This window comes from Curvibacter gracilis ATCC BAA-807, assembly GCF_000518645.1.
Taxonomy (GTDB): Bacteria; Pseudomonadota; Gammaproteobacteria; order Burkholderiales; family Burkholderiaceae_C; genus Curvibacter; species Curvibacter gracilis.
This window is the reverse complement of record NZ_JADZ01000018.1, coordinates 49,114-67,211: the sequence shown is the minus strand read 5'-3', so window position 1 is coordinate 67,211 and position 18,098 is coordinate 49,114. Positions and strand designations below refer to the sequence as shown.

At 66.2% G+C, this 18,098-nt stretch carries 17 protein-coding genes; 5 read left to right on the top strand and 12 right to left on the bottom strand.

The features are described 5' to 3' along the window. The first annotated feature begins 115 nt into the window (after nucleotides 1-115). On the top strand, nucleotides 116-2,017 hold the full coding sequence (gene glmS, locus L880_RS0115945) for a glutamine--fructose-6-phosphate transaminase (isomerizing) (protein ID WP_027476523.1): 1,902 nt from the start codon (nucleotides 116-118) through the stop codon (nucleotides 2,015-2,017). A gap of 382 nt (nucleotides 2,018-2,399) precedes the next feature. Here glmS and L880_RS32530 read toward each other — a convergent pair whose 3' ends face one another. The 5 genes from L880_RS32530 to L880_RS0115920 are packed head-to-tail and all read right to left on the bottom strand — an operon-like array spanning nucleotide 2,400 to nucleotide 5,852. Beyond that, nucleotides 2,400-2,759: a siderophore-interacting protein gene (locus tag L880_RS32530; RefSeq protein ID WP_019575862.1), complete on the bottom strand. Its 360-nt coding sequence runs from the start codon at nucleotides 2,757-2,759 to the stop codon at nucleotides 2,400-2,402. Between the two features lie 23 nt (nucleotides 2,760-2,782). Continuing rightward, nucleotides 2,783-3,523 (bottom strand): SDR family oxidoreductase, encoded by a 741-nt coding sequence (locus L880_RS0115935; RefSeq protein ID WP_019575861.1) that lies wholly within the window; start codon nucleotides 3,521-3,523, stop codon nucleotides 2,783-2,785. Then, nucleotides 3,520-4,452, bottom strand: a complete 933-nt coding sequence (locus tag L880_RS0115930; protein ID WP_043329683.1) for an SDR family NAD(P)-dependent oxidoreductase — start codon at nucleotides 4,450-4,452, stop codon at nucleotides 3,520-3,522. The genes L880_RS0115935 and L880_RS0115930 overlap by 4 nt, the downstream gene beginning before the upstream one ends. A 16-nt stretch (nucleotides 4,453-4,468) precedes the next feature. Next, nucleotides 4,469-5,389, bottom strand: a complete 921-nt coding sequence (locus tag L880_RS0115925) for an NADP-dependent oxidoreductase (protein WP_027476521.1) — start codon at nucleotides 5,387-5,389, stop codon at nucleotides 4,469-4,471. Between the two features lie 16 nt (nucleotides 5,390-5,405). Then, the gene (locus L880_RS0115920; protein ID WP_019575858.1) at nucleotides 5,406-5,852 is read right to left on the bottom strand and encodes an ester cyclase; all 447 of its coding nucleotides are present in this window, start codon (nucleotides 5,850-5,852) and stop codon (nucleotides 5,406-5,408) included. A 93-nt stretch (nucleotides 5,853-5,945) separates the two neighbouring features. Between L880_RS0115920 and L880_RS0115915 the strand changes: the two genes are divergently transcribed. Next, the gene (locus tag L880_RS0115915; protein WP_019575857.1) at nucleotides 5,946-6,857 is read left to right on the top strand and encodes a LysR family transcriptional regulator; all 912 of its coding nucleotides are present in this window, start codon (nucleotides 5,946-5,948) and stop codon (nucleotides 6,855-6,857) included. Nucleotides 6,858-6,950: 93 nt separating this feature from the next. On the opposite strand, the gene L880_RS0115910 is transcribed toward L880_RS0115915, so the two are convergent. Beyond that, a complete protein-coding gene (locus tag L880_RS0115910; RefSeq protein ID WP_027476520.1) occupies nucleotides 6,951-8,090 on the bottom strand; it encodes a zinc-binding alcohol dehydrogenase family protein in 1,140 nt (379 codons plus the stop codon). A 29-nt stretch (nucleotides 8,091-8,119) separates the two neighbouring features. Beyond that, nucleotides 8,120-8,644 (bottom strand): antibiotic biosynthesis monooxygenase family protein, encoded by a 525-nt coding sequence (locus L880_RS32525; RefSeq protein WP_043329642.1) that lies wholly within the window; start codon nucleotides 8,642-8,644, stop codon nucleotides 8,120-8,122. Nucleotides 8,645-8,760: 116 nt separating this feature from the next. Between L880_RS32525 and L880_RS0115900 the strand changes: the two genes are divergently transcribed. Both L880_RS0115900 and L880_RS0115895 read left to right on the top strand, forming a co-directional pair. After that, a complete protein-coding gene (locus tag L880_RS0115900) occupies nucleotides 8,761-9,693 on the top strand; it encodes an AraC family transcriptional regulator (RefSeq protein ID WP_019574260.1) in 933 nt (310 codons plus the stop codon). A gap of 278 nt (nucleotides 9,694-9,971) precedes the next feature. Next, nucleotides 9,972-10,247, top strand: coding sequence for a hypothetical protein (locus L880_RS0115895; RefSeq protein ID WP_043329640.1), 276 nt, complete (start codon nucleotides 9,972-9,974; stop codon nucleotides 10,245-10,247). A 394-nt stretch (nucleotides 10,248-10,641) separates the two neighbouring features. Here the strand turns inward: L880_RS0115895 and L880_RS0115890 are convergent, their stop codons facing one another. Beyond that, complete coding sequence (locus L880_RS0115890; protein WP_027476518.1) at nucleotides 10,642-11,406, bottom strand: SDR family oxidoreductase; 765 nt, start codon at nucleotides 11,404-11,406, stop codon at nucleotides 10,642-10,644. Nucleotides 11,407-11,541: 135 nt separating this feature from the next. Here L880_RS0115890 and L880_RS0115885 point away from each other — a divergent pair, with 135 nt between their 5' ends. Then, the gene (locus L880_RS0115885) at nucleotides 11,542-12,477 is read left to right on the top strand and encodes a LysR family transcriptional regulator (RefSeq protein WP_027476517.1); all 936 of its coding nucleotides are present in this window, start codon (nucleotides 11,542-11,544) and stop codon (nucleotides 12,475-12,477) included. 277 nt (nucleotides 12,478-12,754) lie between these two features. Here the strand turns inward: L880_RS0115885 and L880_RS32520 are convergent, their stop codons facing one another. The 4 genes from L880_RS32520 to L880_RS0115865 are packed head-to-tail and all read right to left on the bottom strand — an operon-like array spanning nucleotide 12,755 to nucleotide 18,081. After that, nucleotides 12,755-14,155: a PAS domain-containing sensor histidine kinase gene (locus tag L880_RS32520; protein WP_043329638.1), complete on the bottom strand. Its 1,401-nt coding sequence runs from the start codon at nucleotides 14,153-14,155 to the stop codon at nucleotides 12,755-12,757. Between the two features lie 8 nt (nucleotides 14,156-14,163). Beyond that, complete coding sequence (locus L880_RS0115875; protein WP_027476516.1) at nucleotides 14,164-15,624, bottom strand: nickel-dependent hydrogenase large subunit; 1,461 nt, start codon at nucleotides 15,622-15,624, stop codon at nucleotides 14,164-14,166. Beyond that, nucleotides 15,621-16,631 (bottom strand): NADH-quinone oxidoreductase subunit B family protein, encoded by a 1,011-nt coding sequence (locus L880_RS0115870; protein WP_027476515.1) that lies wholly within the window; start codon nucleotides 16,629-16,631, stop codon nucleotides 15,621-15,623. Before L880_RS0115870 ends, L880_RS0115875 begins: the two co-directional genes overlap by 4 nt. Before the next feature lie 4 nt (nucleotides 16,632-16,635). Continuing rightward, complete coding sequence (locus L880_RS0115865; RefSeq protein WP_027476514.1) at nucleotides 16,636-18,081, bottom strand: sigma-54-dependent transcriptional regulator; 1,446 nt, start codon at nucleotides 18,079-18,081, stop codon at nucleotides 16,636-16,638. Nucleotides 18,082-18,098: the final 17 nt, after the last annotated feature.

Below are 18,098 nucleotides of genomic sequence, written 5' to 3'. Positions count from 1 at the left end.
TGAATTTAAATTTCATTTCGCTAATAAAAATCATCGAAATATTTTTCTGCGCCCTGCCTAAGATTCGCTCCAATCTTTTCTGCAACCCGTTTTCAACCCTTCCGGGAGCTTGCTCATGTGTGGCATCGTTGGCGCCGTCTCAACCCGAAACATTGTTCCTGTGCTGGTGCAAGGCCTGCAGCGCCTGGAGTATCGCGGCTATGACTCTTGCGGAGTCGCGGTGTGGGCCGATGGCCTCAAGCGGGCGCGCAGCACCTCGCGCGTGGCTGAGTTGATTGCCCAGGTGCAGACCGAGCAGGTGCAGGGCGTGACTGGCATCGCCCACACCCGCTGGGCCACCCACGGCGCCCCCGTGGTGCACAACGCCCACCCGCATTTCAGCCAGGGGCAGGGGGCCGATGAGGGCCGCGCCCCCCGCGTGGCCCTGGTGCACAACGGCATCATCGAGAACCATGACGAGCTGCGGGCCCAATTGCAGGCCCGGGGCTATGTGTTTGCCAGCCAGACCGACACCGAGGTCATTGCCCACCTGATCGACAGCCTGTACGACGGCGACCTGTTCGAGGCCGTGCAGGCCGCCCTGGCCCAGTTGCATGGGGCCTATGCGATCGCCGTGCTGCACAAGGACGAGCCTCACCGCGTGGTGGGCGCCCGTGCCGGCTCGCCCCTGATCCTGGGCGTCGGCCGCAGCGAAGGCGAGGGCGCGGGTGAGAACTTCCTGGCCAGCGATGCCATGGCCCTGGCCGGCGTCACCGACCAGATCGTCTACCTCGAAGAGGGCGATGTGGTCGACGTGCAACTGGGCCGTTACTGGGTGCTGGGCCGCGATGCCAAGGGCGCCCTCAAGCCGGTGACCCGCCCCGTGCGCACGGTGCACGCCCACAGCGGCGCGGCCGACCTGGGCCCCTACCGGCACTACATGCAAAAAGAGATCTTCGAGCAGCCCCGTGCCATTGCCGACACGCTCGAAGGCGTGGAAGGCATCGTGCCCGAGTTGTTCGACGGCGTGCCGGCCCAGGCCGGCGAAACCGGTGCCGCCGCCTGGCGCGTGTTCAAGCAGATCGACTCGGTGCTCATCCTGGCCTGTGGCACCAGCTACTACAGCGCCTGTACCGCCAAGTACTGGCTCGAATCCATCGCCAAGATCCCCACCCAGGTCGAGATCGCCAGCGAGTACCGCTACCGCGAATCGGTGCCCAACCCCAAGACCCTGGTCGTCACCGTCAGCCAGTCGGGCGAGACTGCCGACACCCTGGCCGCGCTGCGCCACGCCCAAAGCCTGGGCATGGAACACACCCTGACCATCTGCAACGTGGCCACCAGCGCCATGGTGCGCGAGTGCAAGCTGGCCTACATCACCCGGGCCGGCGTCGAGATCGGCGTGGCCTCCACCAAGGCCTTCACCACCCAGCTGGCCGGCCTGTTCCTGCTCACCCTGGCACTCGCGCAAAGCCGCGGCCTGCTCAGCCCCGAGCAAGAGGCCGAGCACCTCAAGGCCATGCGCCACCTGCCGGCCGCCCTGCAGGCTGTGCTGGCGCTCGAGCCCCAGGTCATCAGCTGGGCCGAAGACTTCGCGCGCAAGGAGAACGCCTTGTTCCTGGGCCGTGGCCTGCACTACCCCATCGCGCTCGAAGGGGCCTTGAAACTCAAGGAGATCACCTACATCCACGCCGAGGCCTACGCCGCCGGTGAACTCAAACACGGCCCCCTGGCCCTGGTCACCAGCGAGATGCCCGTGGTCACCGTGGCGCCCAACGACGCCCTGCTCGAAAAGCTCAAGAGCAACCTGCAGGAGGTGCGCGCCCGCGGCGGCGTGCTGTATGTGCTGGCCGATGCCGACACCCGCATCGAAACCGGTGAAGGCCTGCACGTGATCCGCATGCCCGAGCACTACGGTGCCCTGTCACCCCTGCTGCACGTGGTGCCGCTGCAACTGCTGGCCTACCACACCGCCTGCGCGCGCGGCACCGATGTGGACAAGCCGCGCAACCTGGCGAAGAGTGTGACGGTGGAGTGAGGGGGCGGGTCAGCTTGTCGACTGATCCATGGGAATAAAGTCTGTCGGACTCGTAATAAGGTCTGTCGGACAAATCCGATGAATCTGCCGCTGTTACAAGTTCAGCTTTGACACCGAGGGCCTCAAGTGGGGCCCTCACGCTTTGGTGCGGCCGTCAGCGCGGAGAGCACTGCGGTTCAATTGCCGCTCGGTCACCCTGCTGCTTGGCGACCACTTAGGGCACCAGTGCACCCGTCCATGGCGAACCCAGAAGTGCGACTGACAAGGCAAGCATACGTCCCTGGCCGATCCATCTCGCGGGCTGGTCTGGTCTAACCCCAATGTCTCAGATGAGGTCTTGGTCCGCCTCGCGCTGAAGCACGGTGCTTATGACCTGCCCCCTTCAGCCGTACCAGCGATTCGGAAGGGTTCCTAGTTGAAGGTTAAAGGATCTGGGCAGGCATCTCGTCACGAGCGGTGTCGCCTGCGACGACCAACGAGCAGGTGGCCCGTTGCCGTGCAATGCGAACTCGATAGTCAGCGACCTGGCAACGCCATCGAAGTGACGCACCGTGTAGTCCCGCATTGCAAACTGCCCGTCGGAGTCGGGAATGAAGAGCCTTACGTGGTCGTTGAAGGACGCGATGACGAAGTCGCTCAGGTCAAGGCTATCAAGGGTGATCCCGAGAATGAATGGGCTCAGCGTCTCGACGCCAACGACCAGAAGCCCACGACGCTTCAATTCGTGGCGCACATGCACCATGCGGCGTTGCGACGTCTATTGATTCATGCAAAGCCCCCATTGCTTCTGACGACCTGCGCATTGATCCATCGCCCCTGCGCACCGACGAGGAACGACACCAAGTCAGCGACGTCGGCAGGCTCGCCCAATCGGTTCAAAGGCGAGAGGCCAGCTAACACCTCCAGTTGCTGTGCGGACTTCCCTTTCAGGAACAGGTCCGTCACCGTCGGGCCCGGCGCGACCGCGTTGACCGTGATGTTCCGGCCTTGCACCTCGTTGGCGAGCACCCGCACCAGCCCCTCTACAGCGCACTTTGAAGCGATGTAAGCACCATACCCAGGCGTGGATTTGGCAATGACGCTGCTCGACAGCACCACAATCCGCCCGCCGTCTTCGAGCACCTCTGAGGCCTTGGCCAGGACAAGGAAGGCGCCGCGGACATTGATGGCCATGGTCCGGTCGAACGCGTCGATCTCATCCGAAGAGATCGGCGCCAATGCCATGACGCCCGCGTTGCTAACCACTACGTCCACCCGTCCAAATGCCTGCTCGGTCATCCAGAACAGATTGGCGACATCAGCCGCTTGGCTGACGTCTGCCTTCACCGCGATGGCCTGACCGCCACGACATTCAATCGCTGCGACCACCGCCTCGGCTTTCAGACGGTCAGTGGCATATCCAATGGTGACGGCAAAGCCGTCGTCGGCCAATCGACATGCGATGGCCTGACCGATACCACGCGAGGCCCCGGTCACGATCGCCACTTTGTTGACTGACGCACTCATGTAGCCCGCTCCTCATGGGTGGAGGACCACGGCGCAGCTGGGATCAGATCATCCAGTACCATGGCGCGCAAAAAGGCTGTCTGCCTTTCGTGGTGTGCCTCGTCAAGCTGCTCGGTGCCTTTGCGCTGGCCGTCGATGACCACACGGGAAGGCCGTTGACCGCGAGGCGTCTCCAGCACCCGGCAAGCGGCCTCACCCACAGCTGAGACATCGAGTGCGCCGCCGTTCGCTGCGTCGATCGTAGCGAGCCGCTCGGCCAGCCCGTCCATCCGCGACACCAGCTCACCATATTGCATTTCGATCGCTGGGTGATCAGGCGCATGGGCATGGGCGAAGTGCTCGGTCCCGGCGGTGAACGCACCAGGTACCAAGATCACGCTCTCGATGCCTGCGGGCCGAACCTCCATGCCCATGATTTCCGCCAGTGCGTCGCCCGCCACCTTGCTCGCGATGTACGGCCCCAGAAACGGCTCATGGATGCGGGAGGTGGTGCTGCCGACGTACATCAGCAGGCCGTGCCCCTGACGTCGCATCACCGGCAGTGCCGCACGGTTCACGCGCAGCCACGAGAGTGCGTTCGTGTCGATGATGTGAGCCACCTGTTCGACGGAGAAGGCCTCCGTGAGACCTTGCATCAACATGCCAGCATTGTTGACCACGACGTCCAGGGAACCGTGACGGGCAAGGATCATGTCGATGGCAGCCCGGCAGCTCACTTCGGAGAGCACATCCAGTTCCAACACCTCCAGCATGAGGCTCTCTTCCCGCGCTAACTGCACCAGGACATCGACACGTTCCCGGTTCTTGCCGCGGGTATTGCGCATGCTGGCGAACACGCGATGCCCAGCGCGGGCCAATGCCAGCGCGATCTCGCGGCCAATGCCAGACCCGGCACCGGTCACCAGCACCGTTTGAGGTGTACTGCTCATGATGCGGCGCACTCCCTCACTGCCCGACACGAACGATCAACTTGCCTCGGGCGTGCCCTGTGGCGAGCCGCTCCAGTGCTGTGCGGACGTCATCGAACCGGAAGATGGCGTCTGTGATGACTTGCAGCCTTCCCGTTTCGAACATGCGGAATGCCGCTGGGAGATAGCGCGCCGCGTCGCTGAAGAAGACAAACGCACCTGTGTGCCCCTCGGGAGCTTGGATGCCAAATTCCACGGTGGTCGCCACACGCCCTCCCGTGTTCAGCACGGCCCACGACTTGGTGAGCGTGTCACCGCCGATGGTGTCGATCACGAGGTCGATGCCGCGCAGCTGTGAGACATCCTGCGTGCGGTAGTCAACTACTTCGTCGGCGCCCAGACTGCGGACCAAATCGTGGTTTCTCTCTGACGCCGTGGTGATCACTCGGGCACCGGCCTCGTGTGCCAGCTGAATCGCCATGCTTCCGACACCACCGGCGCCGGCATGGATCAGCACCGTCTCGCCATGCTGGAGTGCACCGGCGTCGAACAAGGCCTGGCTGGCCGTGCCGAAGGCCGTTGGCAGCGCAGCGCCCTGCTCGAAGCTTATGCCAGCGGGCATGGGCACGACCGCGCTGGCCGCCACTACCGCGTGCCGGGCGAGGGCGCCACCGGCGCCCGGCGCCGTTCGGCCGACCACGCGGTCGCCCACCTTCAAGTGCGTCGCTGCGGCGCCGATCGACACCACGACGCCACTGAAATCGGTGCCCGGGACGTAGGGCAGCGTGATGGGGAAGATCTGCTCCATGTAGCCCGCGATGATCTTGAGGTCGAGCGGATTGATCGCCGCGGCCTCGACGCGGACAAGGACTTGATCGGGGAGAAGCGCTCCGAGGCTGGCATCGCCAAGGGTGACGCCCTCCGGACCACCGAACGCTCGAATGATGGCTGCTTTCATGATGATTGCCTCCACCTCAAGCCTGCGCCGGGAACTGCCCCAGCTGCAGAAAGAGACCGAACCAATCCTCCATGTGCCAGGTGGTGGTCACTCGGCCGTCCGCAAGCGTGTGGAACTCATGGAGGCGAAAGCTGACAGCCTTGCCGGTCGGCGCGATGCCGAATAGCGCGCCGCGATGGGTGCCGCTGATCTCAGCGCGGACACCGATCTTGCCGGGCTCCTGCACCATGTCATGGATGGTGATCTTCACGTCCGGGAAGGCTTCTGCCACGCTGCGGATGATGGCCTTGATGCCTTGCGGCCCTGGGGCTTGCCCAGGCGCCAGTGGGATGTCGTCCCAGTCTGCGGTCAGCACGGCATCGACGAGGTCGACGTTCTGCTCCGTGAAGGCGCGATAGAAGGTCTCGACGGCTTCGCGTTCGGTGCGAAGGCGGATGGCGAGTTGTTGATCGTTCGTCTGCATTTGTAAACCGGGTGGTTGTTGTCGATGGGGTGATTCTGGGAATCCTCATACAATCTGTCCAACAAATAACCTGTATACGTGTTTATCAGTGGTATGGATTTTCACGGCATTGATCTCAATCTCCTCGTCGCATTCGATGCCCTGATGGGCGAGCGCAATGTCACTCGGGCAGCAACGCGTGTGGGCGTCAGCCAGCCCGCCATGAGCGCAGCTCTGTCGAGGCTTCGCAAGCTGCTGGGGGATCCACTCTTCCTGCGGGGCGCCAGCGGCCTTCTGCCGACCCAACGTGCGCGGGATCTGGCCGAGCCGCTGTCGCAGGCGCTCGCGCAGATCGGGGCCACACTGCTCGCCCCCACTGAGTTCCTGCCGGAGCGGGCGTCGCTGGTCTTCAATCTCGGGCTGCAGGACTATCCGACCTACGTGCTGTTGCCGCCGCTGCTGGAGGCACTGGCCGAGCAGGCGCCCGGTATCGCCTTGAATGTGCGTGCCTTCAATGACCGCAATCATGCGGTGGACCTGCTTGACGCAGGTGCTATCGACGCGGCCGTCGGCGTGGTGCCGACGCAGACGGATGGGCGCATCCTCACGCGTCCCTTGCTGGAGGACGAGTTCGTCACGATCCTTGCCCGCGACAATCCGGCGGCGCGACGCGGGATGTCCATGAAGAACTTCCTGTCCTTGTCGCATGTGCTGGTCTCGCCCGAAGGCGACCGCCATGGCATCGTGGATCAAGCCCTCGCGCGCGACGGCAAGGTGCGCAAACTCGGACTCACTTTGCCTCAGATGTTCGCCGTGCCTGGCGTCGTGGCCCGCACAAACATGGCCGCCACGGTGATGAAGCGCTTCGCGCTGTCATCCGAGGCTGCATCCCACCTGCTGCTCTTTCCGCCTCCGCTCACCCTGCCAGCGATCACGTTCCATCTGACCTGGCATCGGCGCAATGACGCCAGCCAATCGCAGGTGTGGCTGAGGAATCTGATCGCATCAACGGCGTTGCGGCTTTGAGCCCACGCAGCGAACGATCGAGGTCGGCCGATCGGGTTGCCATGTGCCAGCTTTGCTACGAGCGGTACTGGAGCGCCCTTCCGCAGTGACGGCTCAGCCCAGTTGCACAACGACCTTGCGAGCGGAGACGCCGCGCCGGAGAGTCTCCATCGCGTCCGGAATGTCTTCCAGTCTCGATCCTGCGATCAACGGTTCCGGCACCAGCTGAAGCCGTCCATCTCTCAGGGCGGCCTCCGCGAATGTGCCGAATGTCGCCGCCCCCAAGGGATCGTCCACCAGGGCAGTGCCCCAGATTGCGCTGGTCGGCACGCGCAGGATGCCTGCCCTCAGCGCTTGGATGGCCATTCCGCCAGCCAGACGAGGCAATGTCGCTAGGCGCCAGCCTATCTGGGGGCCGATCGGGGCGCTGTCCAGGGGGCAGGGCATGCTCGCCATTGCCACCTTCGGCCGTGGGTTCCGGCCAGCGGCGAGCTGCAGGCATGCGCGTCCCGAACCGACGCCGATGGCCAGTACACCGGCGATCGTTGTGCCTGCCGCAGCCTCAAGCAGGCGTGCCACCGCCCGAGGTTCCCTGTAGTCCTCCACGGCGGCCGCGCCCAGTCCCACAAGCAGTGCATGGTTGTGCGGCGATGCGGTGCTCAGAACACGGTAGCCAGCAGCCCTAGCCAACTGGATCGCCACTGAGCCGACGCTGGTGGCGCCACCCCAAACCACCACAGACCCTTTGGGCGCTGTGGGATAGCCGACATGCGCGGAAGCGGGGTTAGGGTCGAGCCCGAGCTGGTTGCGCAGAAACAGACCGGAGGCTGCGGTGGCCAGTGCAAGGGGCAATACCGCCGCCTGCGTGAGGGTGACCTCCGCCGGCAGGCGGCAGCAGCAGGTCTCCCGAAGAATCACCTGCTCCTGGAAGGCACCTTCGGCGGCTCGATTTCCTGCACGGTCTGCGCCAAGCGCCAAACCCAGGACCCGATCGCCCACTTGGATTCGCCGGCACTGGTCGCCGACAGCAACGACCTCTCCCGCCACATCCGAACCCAGGACGGCCGGAAACGCGACCCAAGGTGTGACCAGTCCCCCCAGCGTCTGGACGATCCGATCGAAGGGGTTGAGGGCGATCGCTCGGACGCGCACCCGGACCTCGCAAGGGCCAGGCGCGGGTGTGGCGACTTCGGTCATCCTCAAGGGGCGATTGAAACCTTCCAGCACAGCAGCGCGATGCTTCGAGGTGGTCATGGTGTCGTTCCCGGAATAAATGGCGCAGCTCAGCGGGGAGTGGCGGCTGCGCGGGCGGCGGCTCGTTCGAGCTCGGCCAGCACCCGGCTCCAGTCCAGCGGTAGATCCGAGACGCGAACCTGTACGCGGTGGTATTCGACCTTTGCGATCGCTGATGATCCTTGGCGAACGGCAGTGAGGTGCTCGGGCGATCGGACGAAGGCGTCGATCGACGCGTCGTCACGCCAAACGGTCGCAGTCCAGACTTCGTGGCCCAGCACGCGGGAGCGGACCGAATACCCCACGATGCCGGGTTGCGCAGGCAGCATCTCGACGACCTGATCGGCGCCGCGATCAAAGGCCGCTCGCTCCGCGCCGACGAGCTGAGCATGCGTGATCGCCAGAACGACCGTGTCACGGCCTGCCCCGGTTAGCCGAGCCTGTGCTGTGGCCAACCCCGGCCACGCGAAGGGTTTGGACAAGGCCAGGCCGGAACAGGCGGACAAGCCGCCGAGCAGGACAAAGGCCAAGGCCCCGAAAGGCGCAAGCGTCCAGATGGACTTAAAGAAGGACATGAGAAGGCAGTTCAGGGTGTGAACCTGCAGCAGGTGAGGCCTCCAATGTAGGCAGGATGGGCGATACGATCTACAGCGTAGCGTCCGCGTTTCTTCTTCAATCGTCCAGAACTGCCATGCCAGCGTTTCCCACCAACGAGAACTTCAACGATCCGCTCACTCAGGTGCTGGACGTGCTGCGGCCCGCAACCTACATGTTCCGGGCCTTGGATGCCGGGGGCGACTGGGCACTCCGGTACCCCGGTATGAAAGGCTTGCGCTGCTACGCAGTCACCCGAGGCGCCATCTGGATGCACATTGACGGTGAGCCCCAGCCGCGCCGGCTGGAGGCTGGCAGTTGTGTGGTCCTGACCCGGGAGCAGGCGTTCTCGATGGGCAGTCGCATCGATCTGCCGCCGCAAGACGCGATCGGCACCCTCGCGACCGCGCCTTGGGGCGCAGTGGTGACCATCAATGGAGGCGGTGAGGTTTACGGCCTGGGCGGGATGTTCATCTTCGAGAGTGCCCACGCCAGCCGGTTTCTGGAAACCCTGCCTGCGGTCATGCACTTCGAGGGACTGCCAGACCAGGCCAGATTGAATGCCGCGATGGAGGTGATCATGAGCGAGCTTCGCGAGCCGCGTCTCGGGGGACGCCTGGTGGCGCAGCAAACATCACTGTCCATCCTGGTCTTGGTCCTGCGCCAGCAACTTGGCCAGAGCGCAATGACCAGCCAGGGTTGGCTGCAGGGGCTGGGCGACCCGAAGATCAGCCGTGCGTTGCATGCCGTGCATGTCGCGCCAGCTGAACGTTGGACCTTGGCGACGCTGGCGCAGGAAGCTGGAATGTCCAGATCCGCTTTCGCCTTGCACTTCCATCAAACCGTTGGCGAGCCCGCGATCAGCTACCTGCAGCGCTGGCGTATGTTGTTGGCAGCCGATCAGTTGCAACGTACGCGCAATCCCATCGGTGAAATCGCGGCACAGGTTGGCTACGAATCGGTAAGCGCTTTCAGCATGGGGTTCAAGAAGTTCATGGGTCAGTCGCCGCGCGCATTTCGGAATCAGTGAAGTACGAAATGCCCTTGTATGAAACCGTCATTTACCTGGCGACAGCCACGGCAAAAGTCAGGCGCGAAGTCCGCGCTCTTTCATCGACACTTGCGACTCTCTGAGAGTCGCGTTTCAATGTTGAAGCAGTGTGGGGCGCATGCCTAGGCGCGCGTTTCGGTGTGACGCCAGCTCGCGCGCCGCCCTTGGCACGCGAGCGTCAGTGCCGAGCCAACGGTTTGCAGTTGGATCTACGGCCTGTACGCTGCGCCTGTTCGTTGTCTGATCCGATCAGCATCATGCAAGGCAAGCGTACGTCCCTGGCCGACCCAGCTCGCGGGCTGGTCTGGTCTAACCCCAATGTCTCAGATGAGGTCTTGGTCCGCCTCGCGCTGAGGCACGGTGCTTACCACTTCGTCTTGGACGCCGTTCTCGACTTCGGTCTCGCCTATGTTCGAGAGCAGTGGCTGCTGATGCTCGAAGATGAAGACGCCGCGCCGCCGAAGGACGCCTGTGTCGATGTCGAACGGAAACTGGGCAACATCGAGCGGGGCTTGCGCTCGGTCGGCCTCTGACAACGTCATCCAGTCACCGCGCCGGAAGTTCCCGCGCGCCGTGCGCAGCCGTGCCTGTTACAAGTCTCGACAGACCTTATTCAAACGTTGCATGTCGGGCGGGACAATGTCAGCGCATTCGACAGGTCTTGAGGCCTTCAAAACTCGAGTGCCTCACCTGGGAAGAGTCCGACAGACTTTATTCCAACCGATCACGACCGTGACACCCACAACCAAGCCCTGGCGGCGACGCCCGCCCTTCGTGGTGGGTTTGGGCGATGGCCGAGAGGTCAGAGGTACCTGCTTCTGATCGGCGTTGAAACCGGTGCGGGGTCAGCGAGCGCCTGGGCATTGGCGCTCCGCAGCCGAGAGTCCCCGAGCGCGGCCCTGCGCTCGAGGGCCTGGGCGTCAGCGATCAGGTCCGTGTGATCGATGCGCCGCCGTCCACCAGCGACGCGGTCCCCGTCACGAAGGCGGCGTCGTCGGACGCCAGATACAGAACCGAACGAGCGAGCTCCTCCGGCGCGGCCACGCGCTTGAGCGCATGCAAATTCGTCACGAACGATTGCGACTCCGGTGTGTTGTTCATGCTGCGGTACATGTCGGTGTCCACTGCGCCGGGCAGGATGGCGTTCACGCGGATCCCCTTCGGGCCATATTCGGACGCCAAGGCCTGCGTCAGGCCGATCAGGCCCGACTTGCTGGCCGCATAGGCCGCCACGCCCGGGAAGGCAAAGGTGTGACCGACAAAGGTGGAGGTGAAGATCACCGAGCCGCCGCCTGTCTTCTCCATCTGTGCGATCTGGTGCTTGGCACCTAGGAAGGCGCCAGTCAGGTTGATCGCCAGTGTGTCGGTCCAGCCGGCTTCTGACACACCGGTGCTGGGACCGGCTTCGCCGAGCGTGCCGGCGTTGTTGAAGGCAATGTCGAGGCGGCCGAAGCGGCTCACTGCCAGTTCGGCGGCGGCCTTGGCGTGGGCTTCGGACTTCACGTCTCCCGCCAATGCCACGGCCGTGCCCCCGGTAGCGTGAATTTCCGTGACCAGCGAGTCGAGCTCCGAGGCGCGACGGGCGGTGACGACGATGCTGGCGCCTTCCTCGGCGAACAGCTTGGCGGTGGCTCGGCCGATGCCCGAACTGGCACCGGTGACGAGGGCTACTTTTCCGGACAGACGTCCCATGATGATCTCCTTGCGGTTGAGGCTCGGATGCCAGGACATCTCGCATCTCGTCGCCATGGATTCAGTATGGCGAGCGAGTACTGTTCGCGGTAGATTGCGAATCTCGGAACTACTTTCCGGAAAGCCAGAACAATCATGCTCAAAGTCGAGGGAATCGCCAGCTTCGTGGCCGTGGCCGAAGCGGGCTCGATCAGTGAGGCCGCGCGACGCCTGCACCTATCGAAATCGGTCGTCAGTGAACGCCTGGCCGACATCGAAAACAGTCTGGGTACCAGGCTGCTGCACAGAACCACGCGCAAGATCAGCCTCACCGAGGACGGCACCGCATTCCTCGAGAGAGCCTTGCGAATCATGCGGGAAATGGAGGAGGCCACGGCCGAGATCTCCGAGCGTCGAGGCACCCTTTCGGGCCCACTGCGAATCTCTGCGCCGGTCACCTTCGGGCGACGACATCTTGGCCCTGCGCTCTACCCGTTCCTGATCGCCAATCCTGCGATTGAGCTCACCCTTGACCTCGATGATCGGCGCGTAGACGTTTCAGCCGCGGGCTATGACGCGGTGGTCCGCCATGGCGTGATCGAGGACTCACGCTTGGTCGCGTGGACGCTGGCGCCAAGCCAGCGCGTGTTGGTGGCCTCACGAGCGTACCTGGAGCGGTACGGAACACCGACGGATGTGGAGGCGTTGCGCACGCATCGGGGCATCTTCTACGTCAACCGCGGCGTGGCAGACTGGCAGTTCGTGGGCGAATCAGGGGTGCAGAGCGTGCGCGCCAAGGTGGCACTGCGTGTGAACAACGGCGACATGATGTTGGACGCCACGCTGGCCGGCGTGGGCATCTCGCTGCTACCGGGTTTCATCGCAGGCGAAGCCATTGGGCGTGGCGACTTGGTACCGATTGAGGTCGGCGCCTCGACCGCCCACGAGTTCATCTACGTGGCGCATCCCGAAGGGCGGCGCACCTCGGTCAAGCTGAGAGCCATGACCGAGGCGCTGCGGAACGCCATAGGGACACCGCCCTACTGGGACGCATGGAAAGATGCGGAATCGGGTCGGAGCGTCATCGCGTAGCGCCCGGGCGCCAGCGCCTTCACGACGGTCCCGACCCGCCGTCGTCAAACCGCCTCTGCGCTTTCGCCGGCCTTCGACCGCGCAGTGGCGCCGGGTACAGGCCGAAGTTCCGTTCCCCGAGGGGCAGGTCATCACGGCGGGATTCAATCTGGCAAAGACACCCACACGCGTCGGAGCCAGACCTCTGCCACCTGCGGCCACCCGCTCGTGTGTCGAGCCGGCAGAGTGCCAGCGCCGGAAAGGGCACAAGAGGGTGAGCCGCCACGGGCTGCGCCCCTCAGCGGGCCGCCGGCGCAGCCAAGGGCGTCGGCTCAGGCGCCCGGGGCAGGGTCAGCACGAACTCGGCCCCGCCCGCAGGGTGGTTGGCCGCGCTGAGCTGGCCGCCATGCTGCTCGACCAGCCCGTAGCTGATCGACAGGCCCAGCCCGGTGCCCTTGCCCACCGGCTTGGTGGTGAAAAAGGGATCGAACAGGCGCGACAGGTGCTCCGGTGCGATGCCGGGGCCGTTGTCGCGCACCGACAGGCTCAGCCGCTGCGGGCTGCGGCTGAGCTCGATCCACAGGCGTGGCGGGGCGATGCCGGCGCCGGCCACGGCGTCCAGGGCGTTTTGCAGCAGGTTCATCAGCACCTGCTGCAGCTGGCCGCCGCTGGCGATCACCCAGGCGGGCTCACCGGGCTGCCAGTTCAGTTCAAAGCCCGCGGCCTGGCCCTTGCGCACCCAATGCACGGCGCGCTCGACCACCTCGCAGAGGTTGACGCAGCTGCGCGCCTCGGGGTCCATGGCCGAGAAGCGCTTGAGGCCGTTGACGATGTCGGTCGTGCGCGTGGCGCCCTCCACCGTGCCTTCGATCAGCGAGGGCAGGTCGGCCAGCAGCGCATCGATGCGCAGTTGTTGGCGCAGGTCGGCCATGGCGTGGGCGCTGGCGCCCCCATGCAGGGCGCCCAGGTAGCGTTGCAGGCGGTCGCTGTAGCGGCTCAGGGCGTGCACATTGCCCAGCACAAAGCTGATCGGGTTGTTCAGCTCGTGGGCCACGCCCGCCACGAGTCGCCCCAGCGAGGCCATTTTTTCGGAGTGCAGCAATTGCTGCTGCGCCTGCTTCAAGGCCTCGTGGGCGCTGCGCAGCTCGTGGTAGGCGCGTTTCAGTTCGGCGGTGGGCCGGGCCACGAACACCGTGCCGGCGCGGTGCCCGCTGGGCCCGACGCGCGGGGTGCAGTTGGCGTCCACCGACACCGCGTGGCCCTGGGCGTCCAGCAGCATCAGCTCCAGGCCCTCGCCGCGCCGTGGGGCCTCGTGGTGGCCCAGCACGCGGCGCGCCCGCTCGGCACTGGCCTCATCGGCCAGCAGGTCGAACAGCAGCGCTCCGCGCAAGGCCTCGTCGCTGCGGCCCACCAGCTCGCACAGGGCGGCGTTGGTCTCCTCGATGCGGCCATGTTCGTCGCACACCACCAGCACATCCGACATGGCCGACAGCACGCTGAAGATGAATTGCTGCGATTGCTCCAGCTCGGTGTTCTTCTTCTCCAGCTCGATCTCATCGCTGATCAGCTGCGAGTAGACCTCGTCCATCTTCTGGATCACGTCCACCCAGGTGGATTCGTCCACCCCGTCCATGGGCAGATGGGGCATCAGCGAGTCCAGGCCCTTGGGCCGCTCGGGGGGGTGTCGGGCGTCGGCCATGCTCGGGCTCAGTGGACGGTGCAGACCATGCAGGGGTCGAACGAGCGCACGATGTGCTGCACCGACACCGGCGTGGCCTCGCCGGGGCGCACCGGCGCGCCTTCCAGGGCCCCCTCCAGGGCGCCGGCCTGGCCGCTGGCGTCGCGCGGAGAGAAGTTCCAGGACGTGGGCGCCACGATCTGGTAGTTGGCCAGGCGGCCGTCGCGCACTTCCAGCCAATGGCCCAGCGCGCCGCGTGCGGCCTCGGTCAGCCCCACCCCCGATCCGTCTTCCCAGCGGGTCGGGGCACTCACGCACCAGGGCTCACCGCCCTGCAGGGCCCGCAGCCAGCCCTCCATCAGCGGCAGCACACGGGCCAGCTCCAGCAGGCGCGACATCACCCGCGTGTAGACGGTGCCACCGTGCCGGCCCACCAGGTCGAGCACCAGCGGCGAGCCGGAGCAGAGCTGGCGCGCGATGGCGCCGGTCTCCACCACGGCGCCACCCAGGCGCGGGGCCTTGTTCCAGGTGTAGGCGTGGGCCTTGTCGGCCAGCGGCTGGGTCAGGCCTTCGCTCGGGTGGCGCGGGCCTCCGGCATCGCTGAGCCAGGCATGGGTGGCGTCCTCCCGGATGGCCGCCAGATCGAGGGCTTCGCGCAGGCCCGTGTCGGCGCGCCACAGTCCGCCGGGCAGCGCATGCCCGCCCCCGGCCTGGGGGTAGGCGCCGTAGCTCAGGTAACGGCCGGGCCCGGGGCCCAGGCGCTGCAGGCCCAGCGCCTGGCTCACGCTCATGAAAAAGCGCAGGTCGCCCTGCCAGGGGTCTTGCGCATGCCAGGCCATCAGGGCGGCCTCGCTGTCCAGCGCATTGATCTGCTCCAGCGGCGCGGCAAACAGCTGCTCCTCCAGAAAGGCGCGGAACTCGCGCAACTGCGCCAGCAGGCGCACGCGCTCCACCGCCTCCAGTGCCCGCGTGCTGCCACCGGGCTCCAGCCCCTGGGTGTGCGGCCAGCGGCCGGCCAGGGTGCCCAGCAGGGTGAACCAGCGCTCGCGGGCGGCCAGGGCGGCGCGGCTGCGGCTGCCGTGGGTGGGGTCGTGGCGCTGCCGAGCGGCTTCGTGCCAGGGCTGGTCCGCGTACACCTCGCGGCAGAAGTCGGGCATGAAGAACAGGTAGAAATGCGTCAGGTGGTCGGCCAGGTTCTCGGTGGCCAGCACCAGGTTGCTCATGTGCAGGCCGTTGGGCGGCACGCTCAGGCCGGCCCGGTCGGCCAGGGCCCGGGCCGCGGCCACCGACTGCGAGACCGAGCAGATGCCGCAGATGCGGGGCACATAGACCAGGGCGTCCATGGGCGCCTTGCCTTGCAGGATCTGCTCAAAGCCCCGGTACATGGGCGCATTCACATAGGCGGCGCGCACCTGGCCGTCGGTGACCTCCAGGCTCACCTCCAGATCGCCTTCCACCCGGTTGAAAGGGCCTACCAGCAAGCGTGTCATTTGAGCCGCGTCTTTCGGATCGTGGGCAGCACCACCAGGTGGTCGGCCACCGCATTGAGTTTCACCCGCCGCGGGGTCGCCGATTTCGACAGCGAGGCCAGCGCCACGAACCAGGCCTTGGGCATGTCGGTGGGCAGCCCGATCGGGATGCCCACCACCTTGGGGGTTTCGTGGAACGGGTGGCCGGGCTCCTGAAAGCCGGGCTCGGTGCAGGCGATGCAGGCATAGCCGCCCCGGGTGCACGAGCCCTGGCCGTTCCACAGCCGGGTGTTGCAGTCGGCATGGACTTGCGTGCCCTTGCAGCCGCGGTGCTCCATCATGCAGCCCAGGTCGGAGGGCTTCTCGGCACTGGCCTTGAACTCGTAGTACTCGTTGCGCGTGCAGCCGTGGTGCACCAGGTGGTCGGCAAAAAAGCGCGGCCGACCCAGGGCGTCGAGCTGTTCGGCGCCGAACTCGCCGGCCGCCAGCGCCATCAGGCTGTCCAGCACCCACTGCGGGTGGGTGGGGCAGCCGGCGATGTTGATCACCGGCAGGCCGCTGGCCGAGCGGAACCCCGCCCCCAGCAGTCCGCCGGCGTGGTCGTCCTCGTACTGCAGGCCGCAGGCCTCGGTGGGGTTGTCGCCGCCTGCCGTGATCCCCCCCCAGGCGGCGCAGCTGCCCACGGCCACCACATGGCGGGCCTGCCGGGCCAGGCGGCGCACCCAATCGATCATGGGCAGGCCCGTGCCGGCCAGCACATGGAAGCGCCCGGTGCCCCCGGGGCCGCGCAGCAGCGAGCCCTCGACACACAAGGCATCGAGGTGCTGGTGCCCGTCCAGAATCCGCTGCAGCAGGTCGATCACCTCATGGCCGCTGGACAAGGACAGCGAGGGGTGCCACAGCAGCTCGATGCCCGCGTTGCGCAATTGACCGTGGAAGTCCTGGGTCTGGGCGCACAGCAGCGACATGCTGCACCCGCCGCAGCCGCCCGACTGCAGCCACAGCACCGTGAAGCCAGGTGGGTTCATGGGGTCATCCTTCCAGGCCGAAGCGGGCCATCTTGCTGCGCAGGCCGACCCGGGACAGGCCCAGCTCGGTGGCGGTGCGGGTCTTGTTCCAGCGGTGGCGCAGCAGGGCCTCGCGCAGGATCACCGCCTCGATCGCGTCCAGGCGCTCGCTCAGCGTGCCCGCGCTGGGCAGGCCGGAGGGCATGGCGCTGCTGCGCCCTGCGGCCCCGTGCAGCACCCGGCTGGACAGGGCGCTGGCGCCCAGCACCTCGCGGTCGCTGAGCGCCACGGCGCGGGCGATCTCGTTGCGCAGTTCGCGGATGTTGCCCGGCCAGGGGTAGGCCATCAGGCAGCCCAGCGCTTCGTCGCTCAGGCTCATCCCGGGCCGGCCCAGCTCGGCGCCGACATCGCTCACCAGGCGGTGGGCGATGAGGGCGATGTCGCCGGCACGTTCGCGCAGCGGCGGCACGGTCAGGCTGACCCCGGCAATGCGGTAGTAGAGGTCTTCCCGGAACAGGCCCTCGCGCACGCGCTGCTCCAGGTCGCGGTGCGTGGCGGCGATCACCCGCACGTTCACCGGCACCGGTCGGGCGCCCCCCACGGGCCGCACCTCGCCCTCCTGCAACACGCGCAGCAGGCGCACCTGGAAGGCCGGCGAGGTTTCGCCGATCTCGTCCAGGAACAGCGTGCCGCCATGGGCGCGCTGGAACAGGCCGGGGTGGTCTTCATAGGCCCCGGTGAAGGCCCCACGCTTGTGGCCGAACAGCTCGGACTCCAGCAGGGTGTCGGGGATGGCGGCGCAGTTCTCCACCACGAAGGCCCCGCTGGAGCGCGGGCTGGCGTAATGGATGGCTCGTGCCAGCAACTCCTTGCCGCTGCCCGACTCGCCCAGCACCAGCACGCTGATGTCGTAGCGGGCCACCCGGGCCGCCACTTCGCACACCGTGTCCAGCGGGCTGCCGGGGGCGCGTTCGATGCGGTCGAAGTCAAACACCGCCCGGGCCCGGTCGAGCTTGGCGCTGGCGCGTTGGCGCAGCACCGGTGTGCTGCTGCGCAACTCCAGGTGCAGCCGGTGGGTGTCACGCTGCAGGGCCTGGGTCTCCACCGCGTTGCGCACCGTGCCCAGCAGGTGTTCGGGCACCCAGGGCTTGAGGATGTACTGGTAGATGCCGGCGTCGTTGATGCCCGCGATGATGTCTTCCGAATCGGTGTAGCCCGAGATCACGATGCGCACCGTGTCGGGCCAGCGTTCGCGCACTTCCTTGAGAAAGCCCACCCCGCTGAGGCCGGGCATGCGCTGGTCGCACAGCACCACGCTGACCTCGTGCTGCTCCATGTGCCGGCGCGCGGCCTCGGCGTCGCTGGCCGTCAGGACCCGGAACTCCTCGTCCAGCGTGCGGCGCAGCGCCTCCTGCGAGCGCACCTCGTCGTCCACCACCAGCACAAGGGGAAGCAATTCAGGGGAGCTCATGGTGGGTGTCTTGGTGG

Coding starts and splice junctions, on each gene's coding strand:
- L880_RS0115890 (WP_027476518.1), bottom strand. CDS start 11,406: ATGGGACGTCTGTCCGGAAAAGTAGCCCTCGTCACCGGTGCCAGTTCG.
- glmS (WP_027476523.1), top strand. CDS start 116: ATGTGTGGCATCGTTGGCGCCGTCTCAACCCGAAACATTGTTCCTGTG.
- L880_RS0115865 (WP_027476514.1), bottom strand. CDS start 18,081: ATGAGCTCCCCTGAATTGCTTCCCCTTGTGCTGGTGGTGGACGACGAG.
- L880_RS0115900 (WP_019574260.1), top strand. CDS start 8,761: ATGCCAGCGTTTCCCACCAACGAGAACTTCAACGATCCGCTCACTCAG.
- L880_RS0115875 (WP_027476516.1), bottom strand. CDS start 15,624: ATGACACGCTTGCTGGTAGGCCCTTTCAACCGGGTGGAAGGCGATCTG.
- L880_RS32520 (WP_043329638.1), bottom strand. CDS start 14,155: ATGGCCGACGCCCGACACCCCCCCGAGCGGCCCAAGGGCCTGGACTCG.
- L880_RS32525 (WP_043329642.1), bottom strand. CDS start 8,644: ATGTCCTTCTTTAAGTCCATCTGGACGCTTGCGCCTTTCGGGGCCTTG.
- L880_RS32530 (WP_019575862.1), bottom strand. CDS start 2,759: ATGGTGCATGTGCGCCACGAATTGAAGCGTCGTGGGCTTCTGGTCGTT.
- L880_RS0115935 (WP_019575861.1), bottom strand. CDS start 3,523: ATGAGTGCGTCAGTCAACAAAGTGGCGATCGTGACCGGGGCCTCGCGT.
- L880_RS0115920 (WP_019575858.1), bottom strand. CDS start 5,852: ATGCAGACGAACGATCAACAACTCGCCATCCGCCTTCGCACCGAACGC.
- L880_RS0115895 (WP_043329640.1), top strand. CDS start 9,972: ATGCAAGGCAAGCGTACGTCCCTGGCCGACCCAGCTCGCGGGCTGGTC.
- L880_RS0115930 (WP_043329683.1), bottom strand. CDS start 4,452: ATGAGCAGTACACCTCAAACGGTGCTGGTGACCGGTGCCGGGTCTGGC.
- L880_RS0115910 (WP_027476520.1), bottom strand. CDS start 8,090: ATGACCACCTCGAAGCATCGCGCTGCTGTGCTGGAAGGTTTCAATCGC.
- L880_RS0115870 (WP_027476515.1), bottom strand. CDS start 16,631: ATGAACCCACCTGGCTTCACGGTGCTGTGGCTGCAGTCGGGCGGCTGC.
- L880_RS0115915 (WP_019575857.1), top strand. CDS start 5,946: ATGGATTTTCACGGCATTGATCTCAATCTCCTCGTCGCATTCGATGCC.
- L880_RS0115885 (WP_027476517.1), top strand. CDS start 11,542: ATGCTCAAAGTCGAGGGAATCGCCAGCTTCGTGGCCGTGGCCGAAGCG.
- L880_RS0115925 (WP_027476521.1), bottom strand. CDS start 5,389: ATGAAAGCAGCCATCATTCGAGCGTTCGGTGGTCCGGAGGGCGTCACC.